General features: G+C 45.8%; 20 protein-coding genes. 7 read left to right on the top strand and 13 right to left on the bottom strand.

Features of this window, described 5'->3' with window-relative positions:
- Positions 1–430 precede the first annotated feature (430 nt).
- Both R2X38_RS06365 and R2X38_RS06360 read right to left on the bottom strand, forming a co-directional pair.
- On the bottom strand, positions 431–1240 hold the full coding sequence (locus R2X38_RS06365; RefSeq protein ID WP_317521338.1) for a bifunctional 5,10-methylenetetrahydrofolate dehydrogenase/5,10-methenyltetrahydrofolate cyclohydrolase: 810 nt from the start codon (positions 1238–1240) through the stop codon (positions 431–433).
- Positions 1241–1354: 114 nt separating this feature from the next.
- Positions 1355–2641, bottom strand: coding sequence for an OFA family MFS transporter (locus R2X38_RS06360; RefSeq protein ID WP_317521336.1), 1287 nt, complete (start codon positions 2639–2641; stop codon positions 1355–1357).
- 508 nt (positions 2642–3149) lie between these two features.
- On the opposite strand from R2X38_RS06360, the gene R2X38_RS06355 reads away from it, so the two are divergent.
- Entirely contained in the window at positions 3150–3347 is a 198-nt protein-coding gene (locus R2X38_RS06355; RefSeq protein WP_317521335.1) for a hypothetical protein, read from the top strand.
- Between the two features lie 99 nt (positions 3348–3446).
- Positions 3447–4178 carry a dipeptidase PepE gene (gene pepE / locus R2X38_RS06350; RefSeq protein ID WP_317521687.1) on the top strand — a complete coding sequence of 244 codons (732 nt, stop codon included), beginning with the start codon at positions 3447–3449 and terminating at the stop codon, positions 4176–4178.
- A 221-nt stretch (positions 4179–4399) separates the two neighbouring features.
- Here the strand turns inward: pepE and R2X38_RS06345 are convergent, their stop codons facing one another.
- The 3 genes from R2X38_RS06345 to R2X38_RS06335 all read right to left on the bottom strand — a co-directional run bounded on the left by R2X38_RS06345 (position 4400) and on the right by R2X38_RS06335 (position 7272).
- A complete protein-coding gene (locus R2X38_RS06345) occupies positions 4400–5977 on the bottom strand; it encodes a BCCT family transporter (protein WP_317521334.1) in 1578 nt (525 codons plus the stop codon).
- Positions 5978–6282: 305 nt separating this feature from the next.
- Positions 6283–6570: a class I SAM-dependent methyltransferase gene (locus R2X38_RS06340; protein ID WP_317521333.1), complete on the bottom strand. Its 288-nt coding sequence runs from the start codon at positions 6568–6570 to the stop codon at positions 6283–6285.
- Positions 6571–6765: 195 nt separating this feature from the next.
- Positions 6766–7272, bottom strand: coding sequence for a hypothetical protein (locus tag R2X38_RS06335; RefSeq protein ID WP_317521332.1), 507 nt, complete (start codon positions 7270–7272; stop codon positions 6766–6768).
- Between the two features lie 463 nt (positions 7273–7735).
- On the opposite strand from R2X38_RS06335, the gene R2X38_RS06330 reads away from it, so the two are divergent.
- Positions 7736–8662, top strand: coding sequence for a WYL domain-containing protein (locus tag R2X38_RS06330; protein WP_317521331.1), 927 nt, complete (start codon positions 7736–7738; stop codon positions 8660–8662).
- 66 nt (positions 8663–8728) lie between these two features.
- On the opposite strand, the gene R2X38_RS06325 is transcribed toward R2X38_RS06330, so the two are convergent.
- From R2X38_RS06325 to R2X38_RS06315, 3 genes are read right to left on the bottom strand one after another with little or no spacing between them, the layout of a single operon-like run.
- A complete protein-coding gene (locus R2X38_RS06325; protein WP_317521330.1) occupies positions 8729–10507 on the bottom strand; it encodes a sodium:solute symporter family protein in 1779 nt (592 codons plus the stop codon).
- Positions 10508–10553: 46 nt separating this feature from the next.
- Positions 10554–12779 (bottom strand): right-handed parallel beta-helix repeat-containing protein, encoded by a 2226-nt coding sequence (locus R2X38_RS06320; protein ID WP_317521329.1) that lies wholly within the window; start codon positions 12777–12779, stop codon positions 10554–10556.
- 15 nt (positions 12780–12794) lie between these two features.
- Positions 12795–13493, bottom strand: a complete 699-nt coding sequence (locus tag R2X38_RS06315) for an oligogalacturonate-specific porin KdgM family protein (protein WP_317521328.1) — start codon at positions 13491–13493, stop codon at positions 12795–12797.
- 354 nt (positions 13494–13847) lie between these two features.
- Between R2X38_RS06315 and R2X38_RS06310 the strand changes: the two genes are divergently transcribed.
- The 3 genes from R2X38_RS06310 to R2X38_RS06300 all read left to right on the top strand — a co-directional run bounded on the left by R2X38_RS06310 (position 13848) and on the right by R2X38_RS06300 (position 17594).
- Entirely contained in the window at positions 13848–15131 is a 1284-nt protein-coding gene (locus R2X38_RS06310; protein ID WP_317521327.1) for a 2-hydroxycarboxylate transporter family protein, read from the top strand.
- Positions 15132–15315: 184 nt separating this feature from the next.
- The gene (locus tag R2X38_RS06305; RefSeq protein ID WP_317521326.1) at positions 15316–16917 is read left to right on the top strand and encodes a sensor histidine kinase; all 1602 of its coding nucleotides are present in this window, start codon (positions 15316–15318) and stop codon (positions 16915–16917) included.
- On the top strand, positions 16914–17594 hold the full coding sequence (locus R2X38_RS06300) for a response regulator (RefSeq protein WP_317521325.1): 681 nt from the start codon (positions 16914–16916) through the stop codon (positions 17592–17594). The genes R2X38_RS06305 and R2X38_RS06300 overlap by 4 nt, the downstream gene beginning before the upstream one ends.
- A gap of 33 nt (positions 17595–17627) precedes the next feature.
- Here the strand turns inward: R2X38_RS06300 and R2X38_RS06295 are convergent, their stop codons facing one another.
- The 3 genes from R2X38_RS06295 to R2X38_RS06285 all read right to left on the bottom strand — a co-directional run bounded on the left by R2X38_RS06295 (position 17628) and on the right by R2X38_RS06285 (position 19273).
- Positions 17628–17957, bottom strand: a complete 330-nt coding sequence (locus R2X38_RS06295; protein ID WP_317521324.1) for a hypothetical protein — start codon at positions 17955–17957, stop codon at positions 17628–17630.
- Positions 17958–18073: 116 nt separating this feature from the next.
- The gene (locus R2X38_RS06290; RefSeq protein ID WP_317521323.1) at positions 18074–18598 is read right to left on the bottom strand and encodes a hypothetical protein; all 525 of its coding nucleotides are present in this window, start codon (positions 18596–18598) and stop codon (positions 18074–18076) included.
- Positions 18599–18673: 75 nt separating this feature from the next.
- The gene (locus R2X38_RS06285; protein ID WP_317521322.1) at positions 18674–19273 is read right to left on the bottom strand and encodes a beta-phosphoglucomutase family hydrolase; all 600 of its coding nucleotides are present in this window, start codon (positions 19271–19273) and stop codon (positions 18674–18676) included.
- A gap of 301 nt (positions 19274–19574) precedes the next feature.
- On the opposite strand from R2X38_RS06285, the gene R2X38_RS06280 reads away from it, so the two are divergent.
- Entirely contained in the window at positions 19575–21083 is a 1509-nt protein-coding gene (locus R2X38_RS06280) for a Na+/H+ antiporter NhaC family protein (RefSeq protein ID WP_317521321.1), read from the top strand.
- Between the two features lie 274 nt (positions 21084–21357).
- On the opposite strand, the gene R2X38_RS06275 is transcribed toward R2X38_RS06280, so the two are convergent.
- Together R2X38_RS06275 and R2X38_RS06270 are read right to left on the bottom strand one after the other, a co-directional pair.
- On the bottom strand, positions 21358–22161 hold the full coding sequence (locus tag R2X38_RS06275; protein ID WP_411184720.1) for a transporter substrate-binding domain-containing protein: 804 nt from the start codon (positions 22159–22161) through the stop codon (positions 21358–21360).
- A 64-nt stretch (positions 22162–22225) separates the two neighbouring features.
- A complete protein-coding gene (locus R2X38_RS06270; protein ID WP_317521320.1) occupies positions 22226–22837 on the bottom strand; it encodes a TetR/AcrR family transcriptional regulator in 612 nt (203 codons plus the stop codon).
- Between the last annotated feature and the right edge of the window lie 102 nt (positions 22838–22939).

Genomic DNA, 22939 nt, shown 5'->3' with positions numbered 1-22939 from the left:
CCACCAAATGTGTTTTGAAACTTCTTCACTGTGAACACAAACCGTTATAACAAACATCAGCTAGGATTGATGGAGATACTAATGTGCCAGTGGATAATTAATGAAACTAGATAACTTCGATTTATATTTACTCAAAGTGTTAGTCGTCCTGCTGCAAGAAAAGAACGCTGTCACAACTGCAACAACATAAAAATGGATTTTGTTCATCTTTCGAGAGTCACTCATGTATCGCCTCCAACAGCCTGAAGTGAAGCAATGAGTGCATTCTAAGGGAGGTGAAAAAAGCAGCAATTACGCTACCTGTATCGCTGATATACCAAACTTGATATGTCGAAGTTGAAATTCGAACAGGCGTAAAAAAAGCGCTACAACCGTAGCGCTTTATCAATATGAATTTGATCTTGTCAGCTAGACCAGCTTTTCGGTAAATCTAGCTAGTTGTTTGACAAAGCTTCACCGCATTACCCAGTACATTCAGGCAAGTCAGACGACCTACCCCGCCCGGTACTGGCGTGATTGCGGCAGCAGATAGGTGACCATCATGGTGTTTGATATCTCCTACCAGTTTACCCTCGATACGGTTGATACCAACATCAATGATCAGCTGACCTTCGATAAACTGAGTATTGTCCAACGTGCCGTGATAACCTGTTGCCACTACAATGACATCGAACTGATTCCAATCTACCGCTGCCAAGTCTGAACGACTGTTGAAACTAGAAACCGTGCTCTGGCGGTTAATCAACTCGATTGCCAGTGGTTTACCCACGATATTACTGCGACCAAGAATAGCCACCTTCAATCCAGGGAAACTGAATTCCCCACAATGAAGTTCGATGATATCGATTGCCGCTTGAACGGTACAAGGTAGAACAGGATTCTGACCCAATACCAGTTGACCAAGCGCTTCAGAGCCAAAACCATCCACATCGACTGCCGCCGGCAGGTCTGGTGCGACTAATCCATTAGGTAGAGGCAGTTGGAATAAAATCGGATGATCCGCCTTGGCGGCCAAGCCATCGAGATCTGCCTGTGTTGTCCCTTCTTCAGGAAGGACAATGTGATGGCAAGGCAATTCAAGCGCTTCAAATAGGCGTACCTTGTTTCTCACATAGACCTTACTTGCTGGATCATCACCGACAGTAACAATAGTCAGTTGAACGGGAATGCTCTCTGCATCGATTTTCTCTTTAAGCTCAGCCATTTTGGCTTCGTAAAGTGTATTGATTACTGCTTTCATACTACTTACTGTTTGTGACGAATCTCTTGTTTATAACCAACTGATTCTACTTCAACATTGAGATAGGACAATTAAAATGTGTTTCTTATCACATAATTGCCCTATCTCTGTAGATTATGCAGTCGCTGGCTGCGCTTCCAATACTTCTTGCTCTTTAGCACGCAGTACTTTGGCGACGTGTGCTTTCATCACAATAGAAATCACCAAGGCTACAGTCAAGATACCCACGAAGATGTACATGGTCATGGTATAGCTGCCAGTCAGGTTACGAACAAATGCAGCCAGTGATGAACCAGATAGACCCGCTAGTGCCCATGCAGTCAGTACGTAGCCGTGGATTGCACCTAGCTGCTTAGTTCCGAACAGGTCGCCGATGTAAGCAGGAAGCGTTGAGAAACCACCGCCGTAACAAGTCATGATAACGAACACGACTGCCTGGAATGCAAGTGCATGCGAAAGTGATGGCAGCATGAAGAAAGCCGCAATCTGGATAACGAAGAACAGCATGAATGTGTTCGGACGCGTTAGGTAATCAGATGCCGCAGACCATAGTAGACGGCCAAGACCATTAAGAAGACCCATCACACCCACCATGGTTGCCGCTTCCATTGCTGTGAGACCAGCAATTTCCTGAGCCATTGGCGATGCTGCAGAGATAATCGCGATACCACACGTGATGTTGATGAATATCATCACCCATAGGCCCCAGAACGTCGGTGTACGTACTGCATCGTTAGCACTTGATTGGTTCAAGTCTGCTGCTGGTTTCTTAGCTGGCGTACCGCTTTCTTTGGTTTCAACCATTGATGCTGGCTTCCAACCTTCTGGCGGACGTTCTAGATACAGGGATGCAGAAAGCATAACAACAAAGTAGGTCGCACCCATGATGTAGAAAGTCGAAGATATACCAAACGCGCTGATCAGCGTTTGAATTACCGGGCTGGCAATCATAGAGGCAAAACCGAAGCCCATAATCGCAAGACCAGTCGCTAGACCACGGCGGTCAGGGAACCACTTGATAAGGGTTGATACCGGGGTAACGTAGCCCATACCTAGACCGATACCGGCTAGAACACCGTAGCTAAAGTACAGCATGTATAAGCTTTCCATCGAGACTGCGATACCAGCACCTGCAATACCTGCACCAAAGAAGGTCGCTGCGATCATACCAGTGAAACGTGGTCCTTTTTTCTCAACCACATGGCCCATAACGGCAGCCGACGCGCCCAAGAAGAAAATAGCGATACCAAAGGTCAAGGAGATTTGCTGCAAATCCCAACCAAACGCCTCATGAAGTGGATTAGAAAATACGCTCCACGCATAAACAGAACCGATGGAAATATGAATCCCTACCGCTGCGAGTGCAATTAGCCAGCGATTTTTCACTTGTGCTGTTTTCATTTTTGAGTTACCTAAAATTCGAAGACAGACATACCCTATATGAAATGATTTGAGAGAAAAATAAAGGCAAAATTACGCCCTCATTTCGAAAAGTTAATGCTGAAATAAAGATTTTCAATGCCATACAAAATGAAATTGGGCGTTTTTTTAAGAATAAACAACATATAAAAACACCCACCATAAAATATTGATAAAGCTGACATTTAATGGTTTTTCTATGATTTAACACACTTAGAACAACTCGATTAAACCGAAGTGTTAGATCGCCTACACTTACATAGTGCAATCTAACTTTTCATTCTTGGAATGATTGATATCCTGAATTTAACCTGAAGTTTGTCTAAATATTAATCATGATTCCTGATTATAAAAAATATAATTTTAAAATAAATTGATAGTAAATTGACAAAACCCTGAAAAACGACCGCTATTTTGCTGGTTAAATATTTACAGCCCCCTTGGTTCGTAACAGAGAGTTCCGAACAAAGCAAAATAATGAGGTGAGTGTATGGATCAGGCAGAAGGTTTACGTAGCATTTTTCAGCGTCAGGAGTGTATCCAACGTGTTCGCGGATACCACCAGCAAATTCGAGAAGCAGTGGCACATGGCAAAACCCAAAAAGTCAGCCAGCTTCTTAGCCTATTGGAAACAGCACAATTACAGCTTGAGGCAACCTATGAGCAAACACCAAGATTAGTCCACTAAGGAGTATGGTTGAAGGGACAGTTTTGTGCTCCTGTTCACCTTACAGATAATGAGATTCATATATGCTTAAGCTCTTTAGCCAAACCAAGAGAATATATGATGGATCTCTTACTACTTAGTAACGGCAAAATTGCTGGCAACACCAAGGTGATGGAATTCGCCCTATCTGCGATTACAGATGTCTTCACCCGCAAGCAAGTCAAAAACGTACTTGTTATCCCTTACGCGGTTATTCGCAGTAGTCATGACGACCGCACCGCCATGGTCGCAGAGTCACTAAGCCATCTTGATGTGAATGTCACCGGCATTCACCGTGCAGAAGACCCTGTAGAAGCCGCTCGCCAAGCAGACGCCATTGTTTGTAGTGGCGGTAATACTTGGGTACTCAATAAGACGTTGCATGATCTTGGCTTAATTGGCCCTATCCAGCAGGCAGTAACACAACGTGGTGTACCTTATGTTGGTTGGAGTGCAGGTGCTGTTATTAGTGCCCCAACTATCCGCACAACCAATGATATGTGTATTGTATCTGCGGCGATCACCCCTTCCCTTGGCTTTGTACCTTTCCAAATCAATGCCCACTACATTGACGCAACGATTGAAGGCCACATGGGCGAAACCCGTGATGAGCGTATTGAAGAGTTCTTGGTAGTGAACCCTCACCAGTCTGTTATCGGAATTCCTGAAGGGTCATGGCTTGCAGTATCAGGCGATACCATGACTTATGAAGCCGCTAACGGTAAACCGCTGCACTGGTTCAAGCTGAACCAAGAGCGTAAGTTGGTTCAAGCAGGTTCTGATGTCACAGAGCTTATGGGCCTAGACGGCTAATTGCTAACTTTAGCAATTCAGTGATACATAGACTAAAGCACAGAATAAAGGAACACCTCATCCTTTATCCCTGTGCTTTTTTGTAAGGGTTATACCAGCACCATCTCAACATCTACAAAAGTCAGTTTATCGGCAATGTGCAAAGCTACTTGGATGAAGAAAGAACCATAAAAAAACGGCCTCAAACCAAGTTTGAGGCCGTTTTACTGCATTCACTATTACTAATAAGCGCTACGCTCAGTTCTTAATCCTTTCACCAAGCTCACGCACATTAACAGCAACACGAAGCTAAACGGCAGTGCCGTCGCCACAACACCCGACTGGAATGCCTGAAGTGCTTCCGAGCCACCAATCCATAGCATTACCGCCGCAATGGCACCTTCTACCGTCGCCCAAAAAATACGCTGTGGAACCGGCGCATCGACTTTACCACCAGCAGTAATGCTGTCGATAACCAACGAGCCTGAATCCGACGAGGTAATGAAGAAGATCAATACCAAGGCAATCGACAACACAGAAATCACTGAGCTAAACGGCAGCGCATCGTATACATGGAAAAGGGTTAGCGAAATATCATTAAGACCATTGGCACCCAACTCACCAACTTTATTCACCACCTGATCGATAGCAATGCCACCGAAAATCGACATCCAGATAATCGTCATCAAGGTTGGTACGAAGATCACCGCGAACAGGAACTCACGTACAGTACGGCCATTAGACACTCGGGCGATAAACATACCGACAAATGGCGACCATGAAATCCACCATGCCCAGTAGAATACTGTCCAGCCGTGCATCCAGGTGGTGTCATCTCGGCCATGCGGGTTGCTCAATTCAACAATGTTACCGAAGTAAGCCATAATGGTTTCTGGCAACGCAACCGTTACCACATCGAAGCCTACAAAAGCGACAAACACCAAAAGCACAAAGGCAAACACCATGTTGATGTTACTCAGCACCTTCACACCGCCATCAATACCACGGATCACCGAGAAGATTGCAATCACGGTAACAAAGGCAATCACACCCATCTGCATGCCAATACCGCCTTCGGTACCGAACACGTGGTTGATACCACTGGTTGCCTGCTGCGCACCGAGGCCAAGCGAGGTAGCCAGACCGAACAAAGTCGCCAACACCGCCAAGATATCGATGACATGGCCCAACCAACCCCACGCCCTGTCACCAAATACCGGATAGAACACTGAACGAATGGAGAGCGGCAAACCCTTGTTGAACGCAAAGAACGCCAGCGACAAACCGACAATGGCATATATCGCCCAACCATGAACCCCCCAGTGGAAAATGGTTGCGCCCATCGCCAAGGCCTTGGCCTCTTCGGTATACGGTTCGACATTAAATGGCGTACCCCACCAGTTGGTGAAGTAAGCTGTTGGCTCAGCCACCCCCCAGAACAACAGGCCGATCCCCATACCGGCGGCAAATAACATCGCCAACCAAGAGGCCCTTGAATGCTCCGGCTCGGCATTTTTACCACCGATTCGAATTTTGCCCAATGGTGAAAGCATCAGGACCAGAGAAAAGAATAAGAAGAAGTTGGTGATCCACATAAAGAAAACATCGAAATCATTAAGGATGCCGTTCTTCAGGCTGTTCAATGCTTCTTTAGCTGTTTCTGGATCGATGAAAAGGAGTGCGGCAAGGAAAATCAAGATCAGCCCTGCACTGGTGCCGAATACAGGGTTATGAATATCAAAACCCCATTTCTGAATGTTGTCCTGACCTACCTGATAGTCGGTCGTTTCTATACTGTATTTCTTTAGTACACTATCCATAAAATCACTTAAACGTTATATCCTCGATGCTTTTTTGTCCATTAAAAGCACTCTGTTATCGTCAGCGATAAAAAATTAATTTAGACCACTAAACAATTTAAAATGTTGGAGTAGGTTAACAGCTATTGATAAACAATTCAAATGCAGACATTTGATGGTTTTTTGTACTTTTTGTTTCACTGAAACTGAAAATCATTAATACGGACTCTAAACATTGGTCTGTAAATGGTACGTTTCGGCACTTGTTTAGCGGTCGAAAGGGTTTTGGTTGTAGTTCAGTTCTTAGAGTGGTAAACCCTTGCTCATTACACTAACAAAACAGCCATAAGGCTTACTTTGCAGAATTGCTTAGAGGTTTGATTAACCAGGAGAATTGAACGATGAGAAGTGTTCATGTATTTCGGAAATAAAAGGTTGTCATCCAGCCAGACGACCTCAGTTGAGTGAGTGTGCTGTTTACCAATTTCACGGAGCGCCTCTAAAGGCTCAACCGCATATATTTCACAGCCATTTTCGGCAAACCACAATGCATCACGTCCACTGCCTGCACCGATATCAAGTACGCATGGCTGTTTGCCCAACTCATCTGCCACAGGCCAAAAGCATTTCCAACTTGCGTGAACGTCTTCAAAGGCGAGTTTCTGATAATCGCTAGCTAAGCGAGATGCATTGAGTGGGTTATATGAAAATAGCAAACAGATTAATTTTCATCACTTTAGCTTACCTCTTAGTAAGTTAAAGTGATGATTATCATTATTAGAGAAGACTGGTTTTCAGAAGCTAATATTTTATGCGCAGTATCGGTTTTCACTTTGAAAGCTTTGGAGCTCATTAAACTGCGCCAACATTCCTAACGTCCCCGCAGGCACACAATCTCCTGCACAGTAGTCATCAAGCTCTGACAGTTCACTGATCACCAGCAGCAAGATTTCCATGGCAATGGCGACATCACTTTCGGCAAAATTTGCCAAGGTTTTCCAACGGCGGCCAATCTGCCCATCAGTCAGAATAAAGGATTCACATATTTTAAGGCTGATTGGCTTGAAGTTTTCATCACCGCAAGGCGCTTCATTCATACCGAAAAAATCTATTGGCATCACTGAGCCCATACGGACCTTGGCGCTGACTTTGGTGAGCGTTTCGAGGCTCAAGTAACAGTCTCGTTCGATCCCTTCACTGATCATCAACCCTTCGACATACACCAGCACACCTTGCGCCAAATGATCGTCCAAGCATACCGCCCCATTTTTCAGCGATACATAAGCTTGTTTTAATTGATGTCTTGTCAAGTTCACGGTTGAGCACCTTTCTTTGTATTGTCAGAACCAGCCATACAGCTTTATCAACTTGTTTAGTGAATCAGCACCTTACTTCACCTGTAAAATTATATTTCAGCGCAGTATTGTCCACATACACAGCAAAATTTCACCATTAAAATTTTGTGGATTTTAGAGCAAACACTCGTTCGCTGTTAATTCACTCAAAGCAAAGCACTATTACGCATCCAAGTATTGCTTTATACACTTATTGACTAAGTACCACAAATTTAAACACCTACTCAAAGCAAGTACGACTACATTATCTACTGATTTTGATTATGTAAACCTATTGATTTAGACAGTATATTACTGCTTCTGATTATGTGGTTGATTTTCTTCAGCTTACTTTCTTCAATCAACTGTCATCTTTATAAATAGTCTTGCTTCTACTGATTTTCGGTATATATTAGTGGCAAGCCAAAGTACTGGATAAATACACATGACCTCATACAACACCGCTGGAGTATCCCACATGGATGTCGAGACCAAGCTCAATGCCGTTGGCTCGGCACAACGTGAACGGCTAGCCTTTATTGACTTCGCCCTTTACTTCCTCGGTGAAGTCACGCGTAAAGATTTAATAGACCGCTTTGCAGTCGGCCATGCTGCGACAACTCGTGATTTTGCGCTCTATAAAGAGATCCTGCCGGATAATCTCAAGCTGGATATGCGCTCGAAGAAATACTACAAGCAGCCTGGGTTCGAGCCGATGTTTAATCTGGACTTGAAGAAAACGCTGGCCACCATTTCTCTCGGTTATGGTGATGGCTTCTCCGGTCATCAGGATTTCCCTATCCAGTGTGAATCCCCGACCTCGCTAACCGTTCCGCGCACGCCTATCATGGCAGCGCTGTGTGAAGGTATTTATCGAAATAAGCTGCTGCAGATTGAATACATCTCAACCTCTAGCGGTAAAAGTACACGCGTGATTGCGCCACACAGCCTTGTTGACTCTGGTAATCGTTGGCATGTCCGCTCATTTGATCGTAAGAACGAGCAGTTTATGGATGTGGTATGTAACCGCGTTACTTCAGTAACAATATTGGATGAAGAGCCAACCGCCGATGAGCGCGTTGAAGCTGACCGCCAATGGCAGAAATACATCGAGGTGGAGTTGATCCCCCACCCGCATCAAGGTAATCCAGAAGCTATTGAGCTGGACTACGAAATGGAAGACGGCAAGCTAGTGATTGAAGTGCGTGCTGCGCTTGCGGGTTACCTACTAAGAAAATGGGAAGTTGATTGCAGTGAAGATGGTCGTTTGCACGAATATGTCGGTTACCAGTTAGCACTGGCTAACCCGCAGGCGTTATATCAAGTTAACAGTGCAACGCTTGCTCCAGGGTACCAACCAAGCATCGACTAACTATAACTTACCGCAAAAAAACCGCCCAGTCGGGCGGTTTCATACCTTATTTACGCAATACCGACGTTACGAGCCCTGAGTCAGCGAAACCGGTTTCTCAACCTTTTCTAATTTTGAACTCTTCTTAAGCGCGTAGCCGACAGCAAATATTGTCGCGGCACAGCCTAGGAACAATGCACGTCCCCACAGCGGGTTTGGAATCAGTACCATCAGGGTCAAACCACCAGCCATTAGCATTACTAGTGTACCTAGTTTGTTGCGTTGCATACGGTCGACAATGTCTTGGCCTTCTTCAGACACGCACTCAGTGTCGACATCTTTGAAGAACTCTTTTGTTCCTTCAATGTATGGGTCGTTCTCTTCTTTGTAGAACAGAGTCGTCAGGCAGAAGAAACCAGCAGTGAAGATGAGGTGTGCTGCGATAGTAATCATAGTACGCATTTCACCCGTTTCACGACCTGTTAGGTTTTCCATACCGAACCAGCTACCTACCGTTGCAGGAGTAAAGATGTTTACTACAGACCAAGATACACCCATACCAACAACGACTGTTGCCCATGGCGCCCATTTCGGTGTACGACGAATAAGGATACCTAGGAATAGTGGAACTAGGATTGGCGATTGCAGTAGCGTCGCAACTTGCATCATTAGATCAAACAAGCTTAGGTGCTTCAATGAGTTGAAGAACTGTGCCATCAAGATGACTAGGATACCGTTAACGATACAGGCAATTTGACCAGCGCGTAGCTGTTCTTTGTCAGACGCTTGACCTTTTCGCATGATAGGTGCGTAGAAGCTGCGAACAAAGATACCAGAGTTACGGTTTAGTGCTGAGTCCATAGAAGACATAGTCGCAGCAAACAGACCCGCCATGAGTAGACCAACAGTACCAACAGGCATGAACTCACGAGCAAACACTAGATAAACTGCGTCGCCAGCTTTAGCACCAAGTGCAGGGTAAGCTTGAGCTGCATCAGGAACCATGATGTTGGTTGCCCATGGTGGGATGAACCAGATAACTGCACCAACAACCATCATACCAAGCGCAAGTAGTGCCGCTTTGCTCGCGTTGTTTGAATCTTTCGCGTTAAGGAAACGGTAAGACTCTTGCATGTTGTTGATAGATTGTAGCTGCTTAACGATGAAGAAGAAGAACGAACCAACTAGCAGTAGCGGGTAGTTCATATCTGGGCCAACGAAGAACCCATTACCGTTATCAAACTTACTAACGATTTCACCAGGGCCGCCAACGAAAATCAAAGCAACGATTGCACAGGCAATGGAAATGACCGCAACAATCAGAGTTTGAATAAAGTCAGACGCAACCACACCCCATGCACCAGATAGCAATGAGATAACAAGAACTGCAGCACCCGTGACATAGATAGTGGTAATGATATCAGCGTTAAATACCGCAGAAGCGAATACGCCAAGGCCGTTTAGCCATACACCGGCATTAATCACACTTAGTGGAATAATTACCCACGTGAAGAACTGCTCATTGGTGGAGCCGAAACGACGCTTAACACCTTCAGTAGGTGTATCTACGCGCATTTGGCGGAAACGACGAGCGAAATAGAAGTAGGCAAATACGTAAGCAACCATGTTACCTACGAATACCGCAAGAACAGCAAAGCCATCGTTGAACGCTTTACCAGCGGCACCAGTAAATGTCCAAGCTGAGAATTGTGTCATAAAGGCCGTCGCGCCTACCATCCACCAGAGCATTTTACCGCCCCCACGAAAGTAATCGCTGGTACTGTTACTTGCCATCTTCTTGAACAACAAGCTGATTGCCACCATCAGGGCAAAGTAACCTGCTATTACTATGTAATCAAATTCCATATTAGAGATCCCGATAATAAGGGCTCCTAAGAGCCCTTGTTACTCATTAGTTGATAAGTTGCTTAAGCTGAAGCGCTTCTTTCTTACCTGGCATTGGTAAGCTCTCGTCGATTGTTGATGCCTTCTTCAGTTCTTGAAGAGAGTGCTTATCAACGGTGTCACCATTTAGCGTGGTCACACCATTTTCAACTAGCGCGTTACCTGATGAATATTCACTATTAATGACATCATCGTATTTACTACTGATGTTGAAACGGTATGAAACATTATCGGTAAACGTTCCTTGCTTAATCTCACCCGTGTAAGGACTCTTACGGAACAAGAAGTTAAAGCGGCGATTGTCGATAGCGACGTTGTTGCTCAGCGTCAGCGCTCCTGGGTTAAAGTTATCAGTAAACCCATCCATATTGTTATTGAATGACAAGCTGTTTTTCACAACATGCGGGACAGGAATGCCCTCGCCGCCCAGTTTGAAGCCATTACCTATGGTTCCACCTTTATTCGCGACCTCCAATGTACGCCCGTTGTTAAACGCAATAGAGTCAATAATGGTAACGGCACCGTTAGCGCCATCTTCAACTTTGTTGAAGAGATCCCAACCATCATCAATATTGTGGTGAGACAGGCAGCGAATAAAGGTGTTGCCATCACCGATCCGCATCTTAGCGGCAAAACCATCGGCATTGATCTGAGACGGGTCCATATTGTTGTAACTTTCGCTGTCGATCACCGTATTGTGGCTGGCCCACAACGCACGGCCGATGTTTTCTGGCGACGTAATTACAAAACCAGTATCTGGTGCACTGTGTGCGACCATTTTTTCGAAGGTATTATGGCTACCGTGAACAATAAACTGCGCTTTCGCGACCTCAATATTGTGATAATGCCAGTAATTAGCCTCATGCTTGAATTCAGAAACAAAGCGTACCTTGTCGCCCATGGCACGTAATGTTTTCACTTTTTCCGACGTACCGCTTGCGGTAACAGGAATAGTGATCCCTTGGTAATCGCCGTCCTGGAGCAAGATAGTGCCACCGGCCGGCAGCAATTCAATTGCCGTGGCGAGATCCATAGGGCTATCGGCAGTGCCATGACCATCAGCCTTGCCATTTGCCGCGACATACAGCTCCATCGGGTTGGCTGCAGGCGAGAACTCAATATTATAAGTCAGAACCTTGCTATCCAGCTCCGGGCCTTCAATGGCCGTAAAGACCAACTCCAGTTCGTTTTTCGCCTCATCCAGTTCGACCTGGTGGTGGAAAAGATCACCGGCTGTGACCGATTGTTTAACCACAGTAGTTCCGTTTTGTTTCAGCTCAAACGTGCCGCCATAGTTCGCTCTTGCCTGAACCGGGTACGCCTTTACCAGAGAACGCTCAGACGAAGCCTTCTGGACAATCAGGCCTTCCTGTTTCGCTTGGTACAAGGGCGCATCAGCGGTCTCAGCTTCAGAAACGTCAAGCGACACATTGCTGACTTTTACTTTGGCGTTGCGGGAAGCGAAGAAGCCGATGTATTGGGTATCAGGCTCCTGTACTTCTACGATATTTGCATTTGCGCCTTTCACTTCCTGGGTGACGGTCTCATCACCGTTGCGGTAGCTAACCGTGTAGCCTTCGTCGGTGCGCGTCAACGTCATATGATAGTTTTCAGGCTCGCCGTATTTTACGCCTTTTACATAGTCAACGCGGCTTAGACGGTTACCGGCCGTGCCCCACGGTTGGTATACGCCCTCGCGGAAAGAGGCATTGATGTTCGCCATCCCGTCATTACTGCGGCTGTGCGAGCGCAGCAGGTTCATGACCATATTGGAGGAGGATGGGAACTCTTCATGGCCCGCAGGCTGAGGAACCAAACGCTCCGCCCCCAGAATATCACGCACCATCAAGCCCGCGCCTTCCTGGCGGTTAGGTGTTGCCCCGGTTTCCGGGCCAAGCTGCTCGAGCACCACATCTGCGCTCAAGGTAAAGTTAACGTCTGTCGGCAGCTCTGTGTAATAGAACGTCAGTCCCTCATGGGAGTTGGCCAATTTGCCACCGCGGCTTTCAATGGTAAATTCCTGCTGGATCTTGCCAGGCTGAACCGGCTCGCCATTCGCGGTTACCTGATTCGTACCGACTTTCTCAGGCAGGATAGTCGAACCGAAATTCATGTCTGTCGACTGGCCAAAAGTCACCGCTTTCCACGTCAAATCTTCAACGTTGATATCCACAGCGTACGCAGTCGGTGCTAATGCCGCTGCCATGCAGAGTGCTAAAGTGTGTTTTTTCATAACAAGAACCTGAAATTAGAAGTTGTATTTCATGCCAAAACGATAACGAATTGCGTAGTCGTCTTTGTAGTTGTCACCATCTTTGTCGAAAGTTAATGCACCCAACTCGATGAACGGAATCCAACCACTTTCAAACTGATCGTACTCAGCAAAGAAGTTCACTAGATGGTCTTCGCTGCGCCCTTTCCAGCCGTTTTGACCACTTTCAAGATCCTTGTACTCAAAATCCACACCGACTTTACCCCATGGAAGTTTGTAGTCTGTCACCAGGTTCCACTGGTGGTAGCCTTTATCTGCCGAGCCGTCAGATGGACGATCCCAACCGTAACGGTATCGAAGTGACGCTCCCCAGTTATCAGTTAGTTTCGTAATACCGCGAATGTTAAATTTGTGTACCGTCTTGGTACTGGATACGTCTGCAGCGTAAGAAGGCTGTAGGGTGAAGTTGTCTGAAACTTTGTAGTTATAGCTTACGCCAACCTCATGGCCGCCACTTTTCATTTGCTTAACGAATTCATCGTCTTCATGGCGCCATTTAGCTTCCACAGAAACGCCAACACCGTTATCGAACCGATGTGAGATCGTAATACGGTCACGGTGCTTATCCCCGTCGCGATCCGGCATATATTCATGCCTTAAATTAATCGTTGTTGCGAACGCCGAAGTCGATGACAGGACAGCGACAAGAGAGAGGGACAACAGCTTAAGCTTCATTTTAAAATACCGTTTTGATTTATGTAGAATGCAATTCCAATATACATCAAAAGTGTTAATTCAAAAGCTTGTCATTTTGAAACTGTGATCTGTAAAACAACGTTTCATTTTTATCAACTTAAATATACGAAACTTATCGCACTAGCGGAGGGAGTGAATTTAAGCAATATCAATCAAGTGGAAATAGCAGCAGGCAGCTCGTCAAAACGATAGGTGATGGCCAGGCTAGCCTTGGCCCGTGAACAAAAGTTACAAAAGCATTAGATAGTTACACAAACACCCTCTTCAATTTTCCTGCTTGTACATGTTGCTAGACTACGCCCAAACCACAACAACACGTACAACAGGTGAAATATGTTTTCCAATAACACCATGACTCAAAGCGACAAGCGCATGATGAATGTGATTTTTGCGCTATCTGCAGCAGTGATCTTGCTGGCCACCGCGCAGAACCATATGCCAACCGGCATCATCGGCGCGATCGGCGTAATGGCTGTCATCGGGTATATCTTGAATGTCGCGGGTGATAAAACTCCTATCGTTAACCAGTTCTTCGGTGGCGGTGCCATTGTTATCATTTTTGGCTCTTCCTACATTTTCCACAGTGGCCTACTTCCCCAAGAAACCACCGAGACCATTACCACCTTTGTAAAAGGCGGTGGCTTCCTGTCTTTCTTCATTGCCAGTTTGGTGACCGGCTCTATCTTGGGTATGGATACCAATGTATTGAAGAAAGCTGCGCTTAAGTACATCCCGGTTATTTTGGGTGGTGTAGCCTGTGCGTTCTTGTTCGCCGGTGTTGTCGGTGCAGCACTAGGCCATGGCTTTATGGAATCTGTGATGCTGATTGCCCTGCCAATTATGGGCGGCGGCATGGGCGCGGGCGCAGTACCTTTGGTTGAGATTATGTCGGGTAATACCGGTATGTCTGCAGAAGTTCTGCTGTCTAAAATGGTACCGGCATTGGCTATCGGTAACGCGATTGCCATTGTGATGGCGGGGCTTTTGGATAAAGTTGGCAAGTTATTCCCGTCTCTTACAGGTAACGGTCAGCTGATGCGCGGCAAAGCCGAAGAAAAACAAGAAGAGACAGAAGAGCAGCCAATTTCTATCAATGTACTGGGTGTCGGTGCGCTATTGGCGATCACCATGTACTTTGTTGGCTCGATGCTGAGCAGCGTGATCAGCATGCACACCTACGCGCTAATGATTATCTTCGTTGCACTGGTAAAAGTGGCTGGTTTCATGCCTCGCGAACTTGAACGTGCGGCACACGGTTGGTACAAGTTCGTGGTCGATAACCTAACCCCTGCCCTGCTTGTTGGTATCGGTGTGGCATATACCGATCTCAACCAAATCATCGAGTCTCTGAGCCTGGTGTATTTTCTTATGGTTTTCGCCACGGTTCTAGGTGCTATTGTTGGTACCGCGATCATTGGCCGTCTGATGGGTTTCAACCCAATCGAAGCGTCTATTACCGCGGGTCTTTGTATGGCGAACATGGGCGGTACGGGTGATGTGGCAGTACTGGCAGCCAGTAAGCGAATGGAGCTGATGCCGTTTGCACAGATCTCATCGCGAATTGGTGGTGCGTTTATGCTGATATTAGCCACCATGATTATAGAGTTACTGAAGTAGTACCTAATCATCGAAAATCGATGCCGGGTGAGTAATACTCCCCGGCATTTTCCATTTCTTCAATATTTGTTTTGAGCTATTTGTTCATAGTCTGGTTAGATAAAAGATATCTAGCACAGTATTCTCTCCGCCAATGCAGTTATAATCCGTGCCAAATCCCGTGCTTAGTCAAACTACTCGTTCAATGAAACTAAAGAGCTACCTTGCCCTCACCACACTTGCGACAACATCTTCCATCGTAGTGGTCGTGACAACCTTCATCTTCTACCTGCTACAGAACGCACATATAAACGGCATTGAAGAAAGAGGTTTGGAGTTGGCACGGGTACTTGCCCATGATCCAGTAGTGATTGAAGCCGTCAAAGCCAAAAACAACCACCAGCCGTTCGAACTACAGCAGTATATCGAAGATATTCGGGGCAAAACGGATGCCTCGTTTATTGTGGTGACGGATCAGCAAGCCCTAAGACTTACCCATCCAGACACCAACAAGATCGGCCTGCACTTTAACGGTGATGATATCTATCCTTCTCTTGATCAGGGAGTTGATCATACCAATGTCGCTTCAGGCACCTTGGGCAAGGCCATTCGTAACTTTTCCCCCATTACCGATAACGGCCAGATCATCGGCGTGGTGAATATCGGCTATATGTACGATCGCAGTATTGGCATTTTGATGGAGCAATTTGGCAAGATTGGCGGACTGATAGCGATTGTTTACCTACTTGGCGTCACTATCACAGGTACCTTCGTGTTCAAGATGAAGCGGACTTTTCTCGATTACGAGCCAGAGATCATCGTACATAAGTTCCGCGAGCGCGAAATGATCCTCAACAGTATTCGAGATGGGATCATTGCCATTAATAACAACCACTGTATTACCACCATGAATCACAGTGCCAGCAAGATGATCTCAATGGGAAAACTGGGACCGCATGATTACATCAATCAACAGTTATCCTCGTTTTCTGCGACTTTGAGTCATCTGGTGCTATCTGAAAGTGACAGTTTTCACCAAGGGCACTTCAACATAGGCAAACATACCTACCGTGCGGATATCTACCCTATCAAGCACAACAAAGGGATCCGCGGCCATGTGATTGTGTTCTACGCCAACCTCAACCAGGATGAGCTCGAACGCGAAATTGTATACCTAAAAAACTATGCTGAGCTATTGCGCAGTAAAACCCACGAGTATTCCAACAAACTCAATGTTTTGTCCGGCATGCTACAGCTTGGTAACTTTGATAAAGCTGTCGATTTTATCCAGCAAGAAACCGATAGCTATCAGTCGATTATCCGCAGTATTGTGACCTCGGTGAATGACAGTGCCATCGCCGGGCTATTAATGGCCAAGTTCAACAAAGCCTCGGATCTCGGAGTGACTTTCACCCTTGATGAAGATACCTGTCTGTCGAGTTATGAAAAGGCGGTATCTGAAAAGCTGGTGACCATCATCGGTAACCTTATCGACAATGCCCTGCTTGCAGCCTGGCAAAACCGTAACCACAAACCTGCTGAGATCCAGCTCTACCTCAGTGATCGTAACCAGCATATTATTATCGAGGTGCAGGATACTGGTGTTGGTGTCCCAGACGAGATCTGCGACTCGATTCTTGAGTTCGGGGTCAGCAGCAAGCACGATGACCAACAAAATGGGGTTGGACTATACCTTGTAAACCAACTGGTTGATTACTTCCATGGTAGTATCGATTGGGAGCGGACAGAACAAAATACCACCTTGTTCAGCCTGTACTTAGACAAACAGATAACGACACGTTTATGACAAAAACGACGGTAATGGTGCTAGAAGACGACATTCGCGCCAGCTATACCCTTGAATCCACCATTAACCAGCACCCACAGTTTTCGGTGGTAGCGGTTAGTGAAAGCTATGCTGAAGCCATCATGCAGTTCGAGGCGTTCAAGCCTGATTTGGTGTTTGTGGATATCACCCTGCCTGATGGTAATGGGCTCGCCTTCATCCGCCAACTTCGCAGCCAAAATGTTGCTAGTAGCTTTATTATGACGACGGCCGAGCGAGAGGCCGCAACGGTTGAACAAGCCGTGCAGCTTGGTGTGATGGATTATTTGGTCAAGCCAATCCGCATGTCGCGGGTCAATCAGGCATTGGAAGATTACCTCAAATACCGCCAAACCCTGACGACAGCTGCCACTGTCGATCAAAACGATATCGACCAACTCTTTCGCAAATCAACTGCTGCCCCTGTTCGTAATACGCCCAAAGGCATTGATGCGACAACCTTGGCCAACTTGAAAAGATTATTGATTACAGAGCAGTTGCAGGATTTCTCAGCCGAAGACATCGGCAAGAAGATGAATGTCAGTCGGGTCACCGCCCGCCGTTACCTTGAATTTTTGGAAACGGAAGGGATGATAAAGCTAGTGCTGAATTACAAAACAGGAGGCAGGCCTCAGCGGCTCTACCAACTGTTAGGCTAATAACGGTTAATTACTCTGGTTATTTTAAACTGGCTATTTCGGAATATTGAACGATTTCTCACCCATACAGGTAAACGTGAAATAGCGGCTGCGTTCATGGAAAGAAGAGAACCCTTTACCCCGGCAGTAAGCACCGTTTAGCTCGTGCATATAGGCCAAGGTTTCTTGATCTTTGACTGAAAAGTAGCTGTTGTTTTCACAGACGACACGGATCTTACCGTCATCACCCTGAGCGTATGACTGTACATTAGAGCCACATAGGGTAAAGCTGGCTTCGACAAATTCATCAGCACGCTCATCAACAGATTTGGTACATCCTGCTATTACCAGGGGTAAAAAAGTCACAATGAGTAATTTTTTCACAACCGGTCTCCTACACACTTATTAGTAAATGCCCAATAATCAGTGTAGTGCGAGATTCTACTTACTGTGTCTCAATTCTTGTATAAAAGACTTTTTTACGCAGTCGAATAACAAAATTATCCGTTCATTTGTCTTTTTTTGCCTTTCGGTTCATCGATACGGCGGCGGTGCCAGATTGAATAGTGACGCAGTCCTGCTGGGCCATGAGCGATAACCACTGACATCACCAAGATGACAATAAACAGTTCAGGCTTGTGTTGCGGAATAATAAAAAAGCTACTTAGCAAACCCAGTTTTACAAAGGTGAGAACACCTTTGAGTTGGATCAGCCATAAGCGCGATTGTCGAATTTCCAACCCTGTCATGATCACACCAGTCACCATCGCCATTATCCACCAATGCAACCACAGTGACTTCTCAACACCATACAGAAATCCAGCGGCACTGCCTGCAATACCCAGGATATGCATCGCCCTGATTGCAGTTTTACTCAAGCGTTGGATCCAAAATCGAGTTTCTGACATACCAAACTGCTCTTGCTGAGCATGCTTGCCCTGTTTTGAGCCTGAAGACTCTTGTGACGGCGATGTTTTGGCTGATGTTGAGGTGCTATCAGAAGGGGATTTCGAAGGTTGGTTCATGGCATTTACAGGGTATTCAAACAATGCGGTGAAGAATACCCTTAATAGCCGTAATTAACTAGGGGCTTTTGCCACTTAACGGTGAGCCTTGGTCAGTGTGGTAATTTCACCATCAACAACCATATAGCAGTCCATACCTGCAGCCAGTGCCGCTTTCACACCCAGCTCTGTATCTTCAAATACCACGCAATCTTGCGGTGCAACACCAATACGCTTGGCTGCTTCAAGGAAGGTATCAGGATTCGGTTTGTGGTTAACTACATCATCGGCAGTAACCAGTGCGTCTAACATTGGTAGAATACCGGTTTGATCCAACAGTGGCTCGGCATTGAACATGCGACTGCCCGTCCCCACTGCGACTTTCTTAGTGCCTTTGTTATCAAGCAATACTTGATATACCGGTTCTATCACTTCGCCCTTATGGGCGATCTCATCGTAAAACTTGTATTTAGTATTCGCTAAGCGCTCTGTATCGAAATTCTGGCGAAAGCTTCGGTTGATCTCATTGGCAATTCGAATGCTAGGCATGCCGCCTAAGTTGTAAAACCAATCACGATCAAAAGGTATCTCATGAATCGCACAGGTCTTTTCCCATGCTTCCAGGTGTGCTGGCATTGAATCAACCAACGTACCGTCCATATCGAAAATGATACCATTGTAGCTTGATAAATCCATGTTTCTCCTTGTTTATTTAGCTTGTCTTTTAAGTATTGGTAACCTCCAAGACACCCGTGCATCCTAACGACACTATATGTCACTTATATTGCAATAAGCTGTTGATGTAAACCTTAATGCCTGTTGATTCTGAAATGGCTTGGTTGGTTTTTAAGCAAAATCATCTCCAATAAGCATAAAAAATAGTAAAACCTTCCCCAGCCCGGTATACATTCAATTTTTTTGTATATATATTCAAACAATAAACATTGATATTCACCGTACCTTTTTTGATATTGGACGTACAGCTAAGGAACGCTACATGGCTCAACCAGACATAACCTCTCTTATCCCAATAATTATTACTCTCGCTTTATCCCTCACAACACGAAACGTTGTTATCGGCTTGTTTGGCGGTGTTTTCAGTGGCGTTGTAATGCTAAACGGTATCTCACCGCTTGATACTTTCGGCACTCTCGTTAAAGACTACTTGGTACCTCAACTGACCGACAGCTACAATGCAGGCGTCATCGTTCTACTTGTCTTCATTGGTGGATTTGTTGCTTTGATGGAGCAATCCGGTGGTGGTCAGGCATTTGCTGCAAAGGTTACTCATTGGGTGAGTACTAAATGCCGTGCGCAGCTATCTTCATGGTTTGGTGGTATTTTTATTTTCTTCTCAGACTTAGGCACACCGCTAATTGTCGGCCCAGTTTTCCGTCCACTGTTTGATAAGCTAAAGTTGTCGCGCCAAAAACTGGCTTTTATTATTGATTCCACTTCTTCCCCGGTCGCGATATTGATCCCTTTTATTGGTTGGGGTGTGTATATCATGGGCTTACTGCAAAAAGAGTTCACGGCTATGGATGTCGCCATTACTGATTGGGAAGCTTTCGTCAAGGCCATTCCTTTCCAGTTCTATGCATTTTTAGCCATATTCATCGTACCTTTGGTAGCATTCAAAAAGCTGGATTTCGGCCCAATGGCCATTGCCGAGCAAAAAGCGCAGCAAGGTATTATTACCGGAGCTAGCAGCGAAACCCTGAACACCTTTACGCATAAAAATGCAAAAGCCTCTTTTGTATTCGCGCCATTGCTCGTTATGGCATTGGTATTGATCATGATGCTGGCACCGTTGGGCTTCCCGTTTAAGCAAGTGTCAGGCTCTGTCTTTCGGGCTGCCCTTTCTAGTGCCTACTTCTTTGCAGCCATTACCTTAATTTCATTAATGGCGTTTTATGGAGTACGCAAGCTCAGTGACAGCATCAGTGTATACCTCAAAGGCATGGGTAACATGATGCAAGTAGCAATCGTACTTATTCTGGCATGGACACTTAGCAGCGTAGGCAAAGAATTAGGCACTGCGGCCTACATTGCCGAGCAAGCTCAGGCAGGCTTTCCTTATTGGTTGGTCCCTGCTGTCGCCTTCTTGTTAGCAGCAATTATTTCTTTCGCGACAGGATCGTCATGGGGCACCTTTGCCATTATGATGCCACTGGTTATCCCAACAGCCATTGCCGTTGAGGCGCCGCTGTATGCTTGTATTGGTGCAGTGCTATCAGGCGGGTTATTTGGTGATCACTGTTCACCCATTTCAGAGACAACCATTTTGTCATCGACTGGTTCGGGTTGTGATCAATTCGAACACTTCAGAACGCAGCTGCCTTATGCGCTGCTTAATGGGTCAATCGCCTTGGTCAGCTTTATCGCTGCAGGATTATTGCAAAGTCCTGCCGTACTGGCTGTAGCCCTTATTGCTCAGGCTTGCTTGGTTTACCTACTATCAAAGTGGCACCGCAACCAGGAAACGGTTCAAGTCAGTATAAGCTAGGTAGCTCAGCTCTTTTACATAAAGGCGATAACCACAGAAATAACAGTGCAAACAGCCAGCATCACTCGCTGGCTGTTTGGGTTTCTGTTTCTGATTTTCACACAAATATGATGTCACACTTTGAAATAGTACTAAACGATGACTGAACCACATTTCTTTTACCGAAATAGCATTACAACCAGGCGGGCTGAAGGCCGTTATTCTTAGCGCGCTTAGTCAGGTAAAGAGAAAAGTTAAGTGAATCTATTCAGATCAGCCGTTGATATCGAAGTGCCTATTTCATATCTAACTTTACCAAACCCCATTTCTTCGCGACACGATCAAAGAAGCCTTGTGTTTGCTTGAGCTCGATCCAATGGTTCACGTAATTGATCCAAACCTGATCTTCTTTGGGCAGCAGCATCGCTATCGGTGTCGGTAAGCGCATCCCATCAACGTTGGCAACACTTAGCTGTGGGTAACGTTTGACCAAAGTCGCCGCTTCGATGTTCGAAGTAACAATCGCTGTGGTTTTGTTATCAAGCAGGTATTGGTGGGTAAGCTTGGCATTCTCGCTGGCATGTTTTCTCGCATTTGGCAGCAGTTCCTCAACAAGACTTTGCTGCACCGTACCCGCAGTCGTCGTCAAGATCACCGAAGACGCATTGAAATCACTCCACTTCCTGAACCGCTTAGCATTTGCTTTCGTAACCACTGGCACAAATGCCAGGTGGTAGTAGGTATCACTGTAGCCAGCTAATCTTGCTCGGTGCATATTCAAGGAGGCGCTGCCGGTCATATCGTATTTATCAGTAACGACACCGTTAACCAGCTTCTTCCAAGTCGTCGGCACGTATTCCACCGTGACACCTAAATCCTTGGCAAGCTCAGTGGTGATATCAATGTCGAAGCCACGGTAAAAATTTGTGGCAGGATCCCGTATAGTCATCGGGCTCCAGTCCCCTGTCGTTCCTACCCGAAGTGTGCCTCGGTCGATAATTTCTGTCAGCCGACTTTTTGCTGCATGGGTCATCCCTGAGAGCAATGACATCAAAATACAAACAATTACCGCTCCACTTTTGATGTACCATGCTTTCATAGATGCCTCTGATACCTAATAACAAAGTTATCTATAAAGATAGCAGTAATTTGTTTTGGCAAATTTAAGCGTTGGAACTTTTATAGCCTTGTAAAAACATTGAGACACATGTTCTTAGGTACTCACGACGTTCCTGCTCTGTTTCCTGGCTCTCCTGACCAAGGTAAGCCCAGTACACCACCTTCCCGTGGCACATGAGCAAAAATTGCAATGCAGCATCGGCGCAGTTCAGATCCGACCTTAATACTCCTTTTGCTATCAACTGACCTAGATAGCCCGCCACCATTTCAGTGGTATTTCTCGGACCGGCATTGAGATATACCTTTGCCAAATCAGGATGGGTATCACTTTGCCGTACCGCTGTTTTGTAGGTATTCAGTGCTTCTTCGCTTAGCAGCATATTCTGAAAACGCCACGCGAACTCTTCGAGTACAAGTTCTGGCTCTCGCGGATCATCTAATAGGCTGATATCAAGCTGATTAGCCGTGCATTTGGCACGAATGCAGGTATCAAACAGATCATCTTTGGTTTTGAAATGCGAATACACGGTTTGCTTTGACACCTGCGCCCTGACAGCGATGGCCTCCATGCTTATCCCATATCCTTGCTCACAAAACAGATCCGTTGCGGCCTTTAATATTTGTTCCCTTTTCTGGGCACTTCTGGCAGTTAACACACGCTCACCCCTAATTAACAACTCTATATTAGTTTTAATACAATCAAACTGGACAGTCTAGTTCTGATGGTATATTTTTTATACATATGGACTGGACAGTCT

It is taken from the genome of Photobacterium rosenbergii (genome assembly GCF_033022775.1).
Classification (GTDB): domain Bacteria; phylum Pseudomonadota; class Gammaproteobacteria; order Enterobacterales; family Vibrionaceae; genus Photobacterium; species Photobacterium rosenbergii_A.
This window is presented reverse-complemented; position numbering and strand designations above follow the sequence as displayed.

What these genes read in the sequence shown, in the direction of transcription:
- R2X38_RS06300 (WP_317521325.1), top strand. Translation starts at nt 16,914, where the DNA reads ATGACAAAAACGACGGTAATGGTGCTAGAAGACGACATTCGCGCCAGC.
- R2X38_RS06325 (WP_317521330.1), bottom strand. Translation starts at nt 10,507, where the DNA reads ATGGAATTTGATTACATAGTAATAGCAGGTTACTTTGCCCTGATGGTG.
- R2X38_RS06315 (WP_317521328.1), bottom strand. Translation starts at nt 13,493, where the DNA reads ATGAAGCTTAAGCTGTTGTCCCTCTCTCTTGTCGCTGTCCTGTCATCG.
- R2X38_RS06305 (WP_317521326.1), top strand. Translation starts at nt 15,316, where the DNA reads ATGAAACTAAAGAGCTACCTTGCCCTCACCACACTTGCGACAACATCT.
- R2X38_RS06360 (WP_317521336.1), bottom strand. Translation starts at nt 2,641, where the DNA reads ATGAAAACAGCACAAGTGAAAAATCGCTGGCTAATTGCACTCGCAGCG.
- R2X38_RS06320 (WP_317521329.1), bottom strand. Translation starts at nt 12,779, where the DNA reads ATGAAAAAACACACTTTAGCACTCTGCATGGCAGCGGCATTAGCACCG.
- R2X38_RS06275 (WP_411184720.1), bottom strand. Translation starts at nt 22,161, where the DNA reads ATGAAAGCATGGTACATCAAAAGTGGAGCGGTAATTGTTTGTATTTTG.
- R2X38_RS06355 (WP_317521335.1), top strand. Translation starts at nt 3,150, where the DNA reads ATGGATCAGGCAGAAGGTTTACGTAGCATTTTTCAGCGTCAGGAGTGT.
- pepE (WP_317521687.1), top strand. Translation starts at nt 3,447, where the DNA reads ATGGATCTCTTACTACTTAGTAACGGCAAAATTGCTGGCAACACCAAG.
- R2X38_RS06280 (WP_317521321.1), top strand. Translation starts at nt 19,575, where the DNA reads ATGGCTCAACCAGACATAACCTCTCTTATCCCAATAATTATTACTCTC.
- R2X38_RS06285 (WP_317521322.1), bottom strand. Translation starts at nt 19,273, where the DNA reads ATGGATTTATCAAGCTACAATGGTATCATTTTCGATATGGACGGTACG.
- R2X38_RS06310 (WP_317521327.1), top strand. Translation starts at nt 13,848, where the DNA reads ATGTTTTCCAATAACACCATGACTCAAAGCGACAAGCGCATGATGAAT.
- R2X38_RS06345 (WP_317521334.1), bottom strand. Translation starts at nt 5,977, where the DNA reads ATGGATAGTGTACTAAAGAAATACAGTATAGAAACGACCGACTATCAG.
- R2X38_RS06365 (WP_317521338.1), bottom strand. Translation starts at nt 1,240, where the DNA reads ATGAAAGCAGTAATCAATACACTTTACGAAGCCAAAATGGCTGAGCTT.
- R2X38_RS06330 (WP_317521331.1), top strand. Translation starts at nt 7,736, where the DNA reads ATGACCTCATACAACACCGCTGGAGTATCCCACATGGATGTCGAGACC.
- R2X38_RS06290 (WP_317521323.1), bottom strand. Translation starts at nt 18,598, where the DNA reads ATGAACCAACCTTCGAAATCCCCTTCTGATAGCACCTCAACATCAGCC.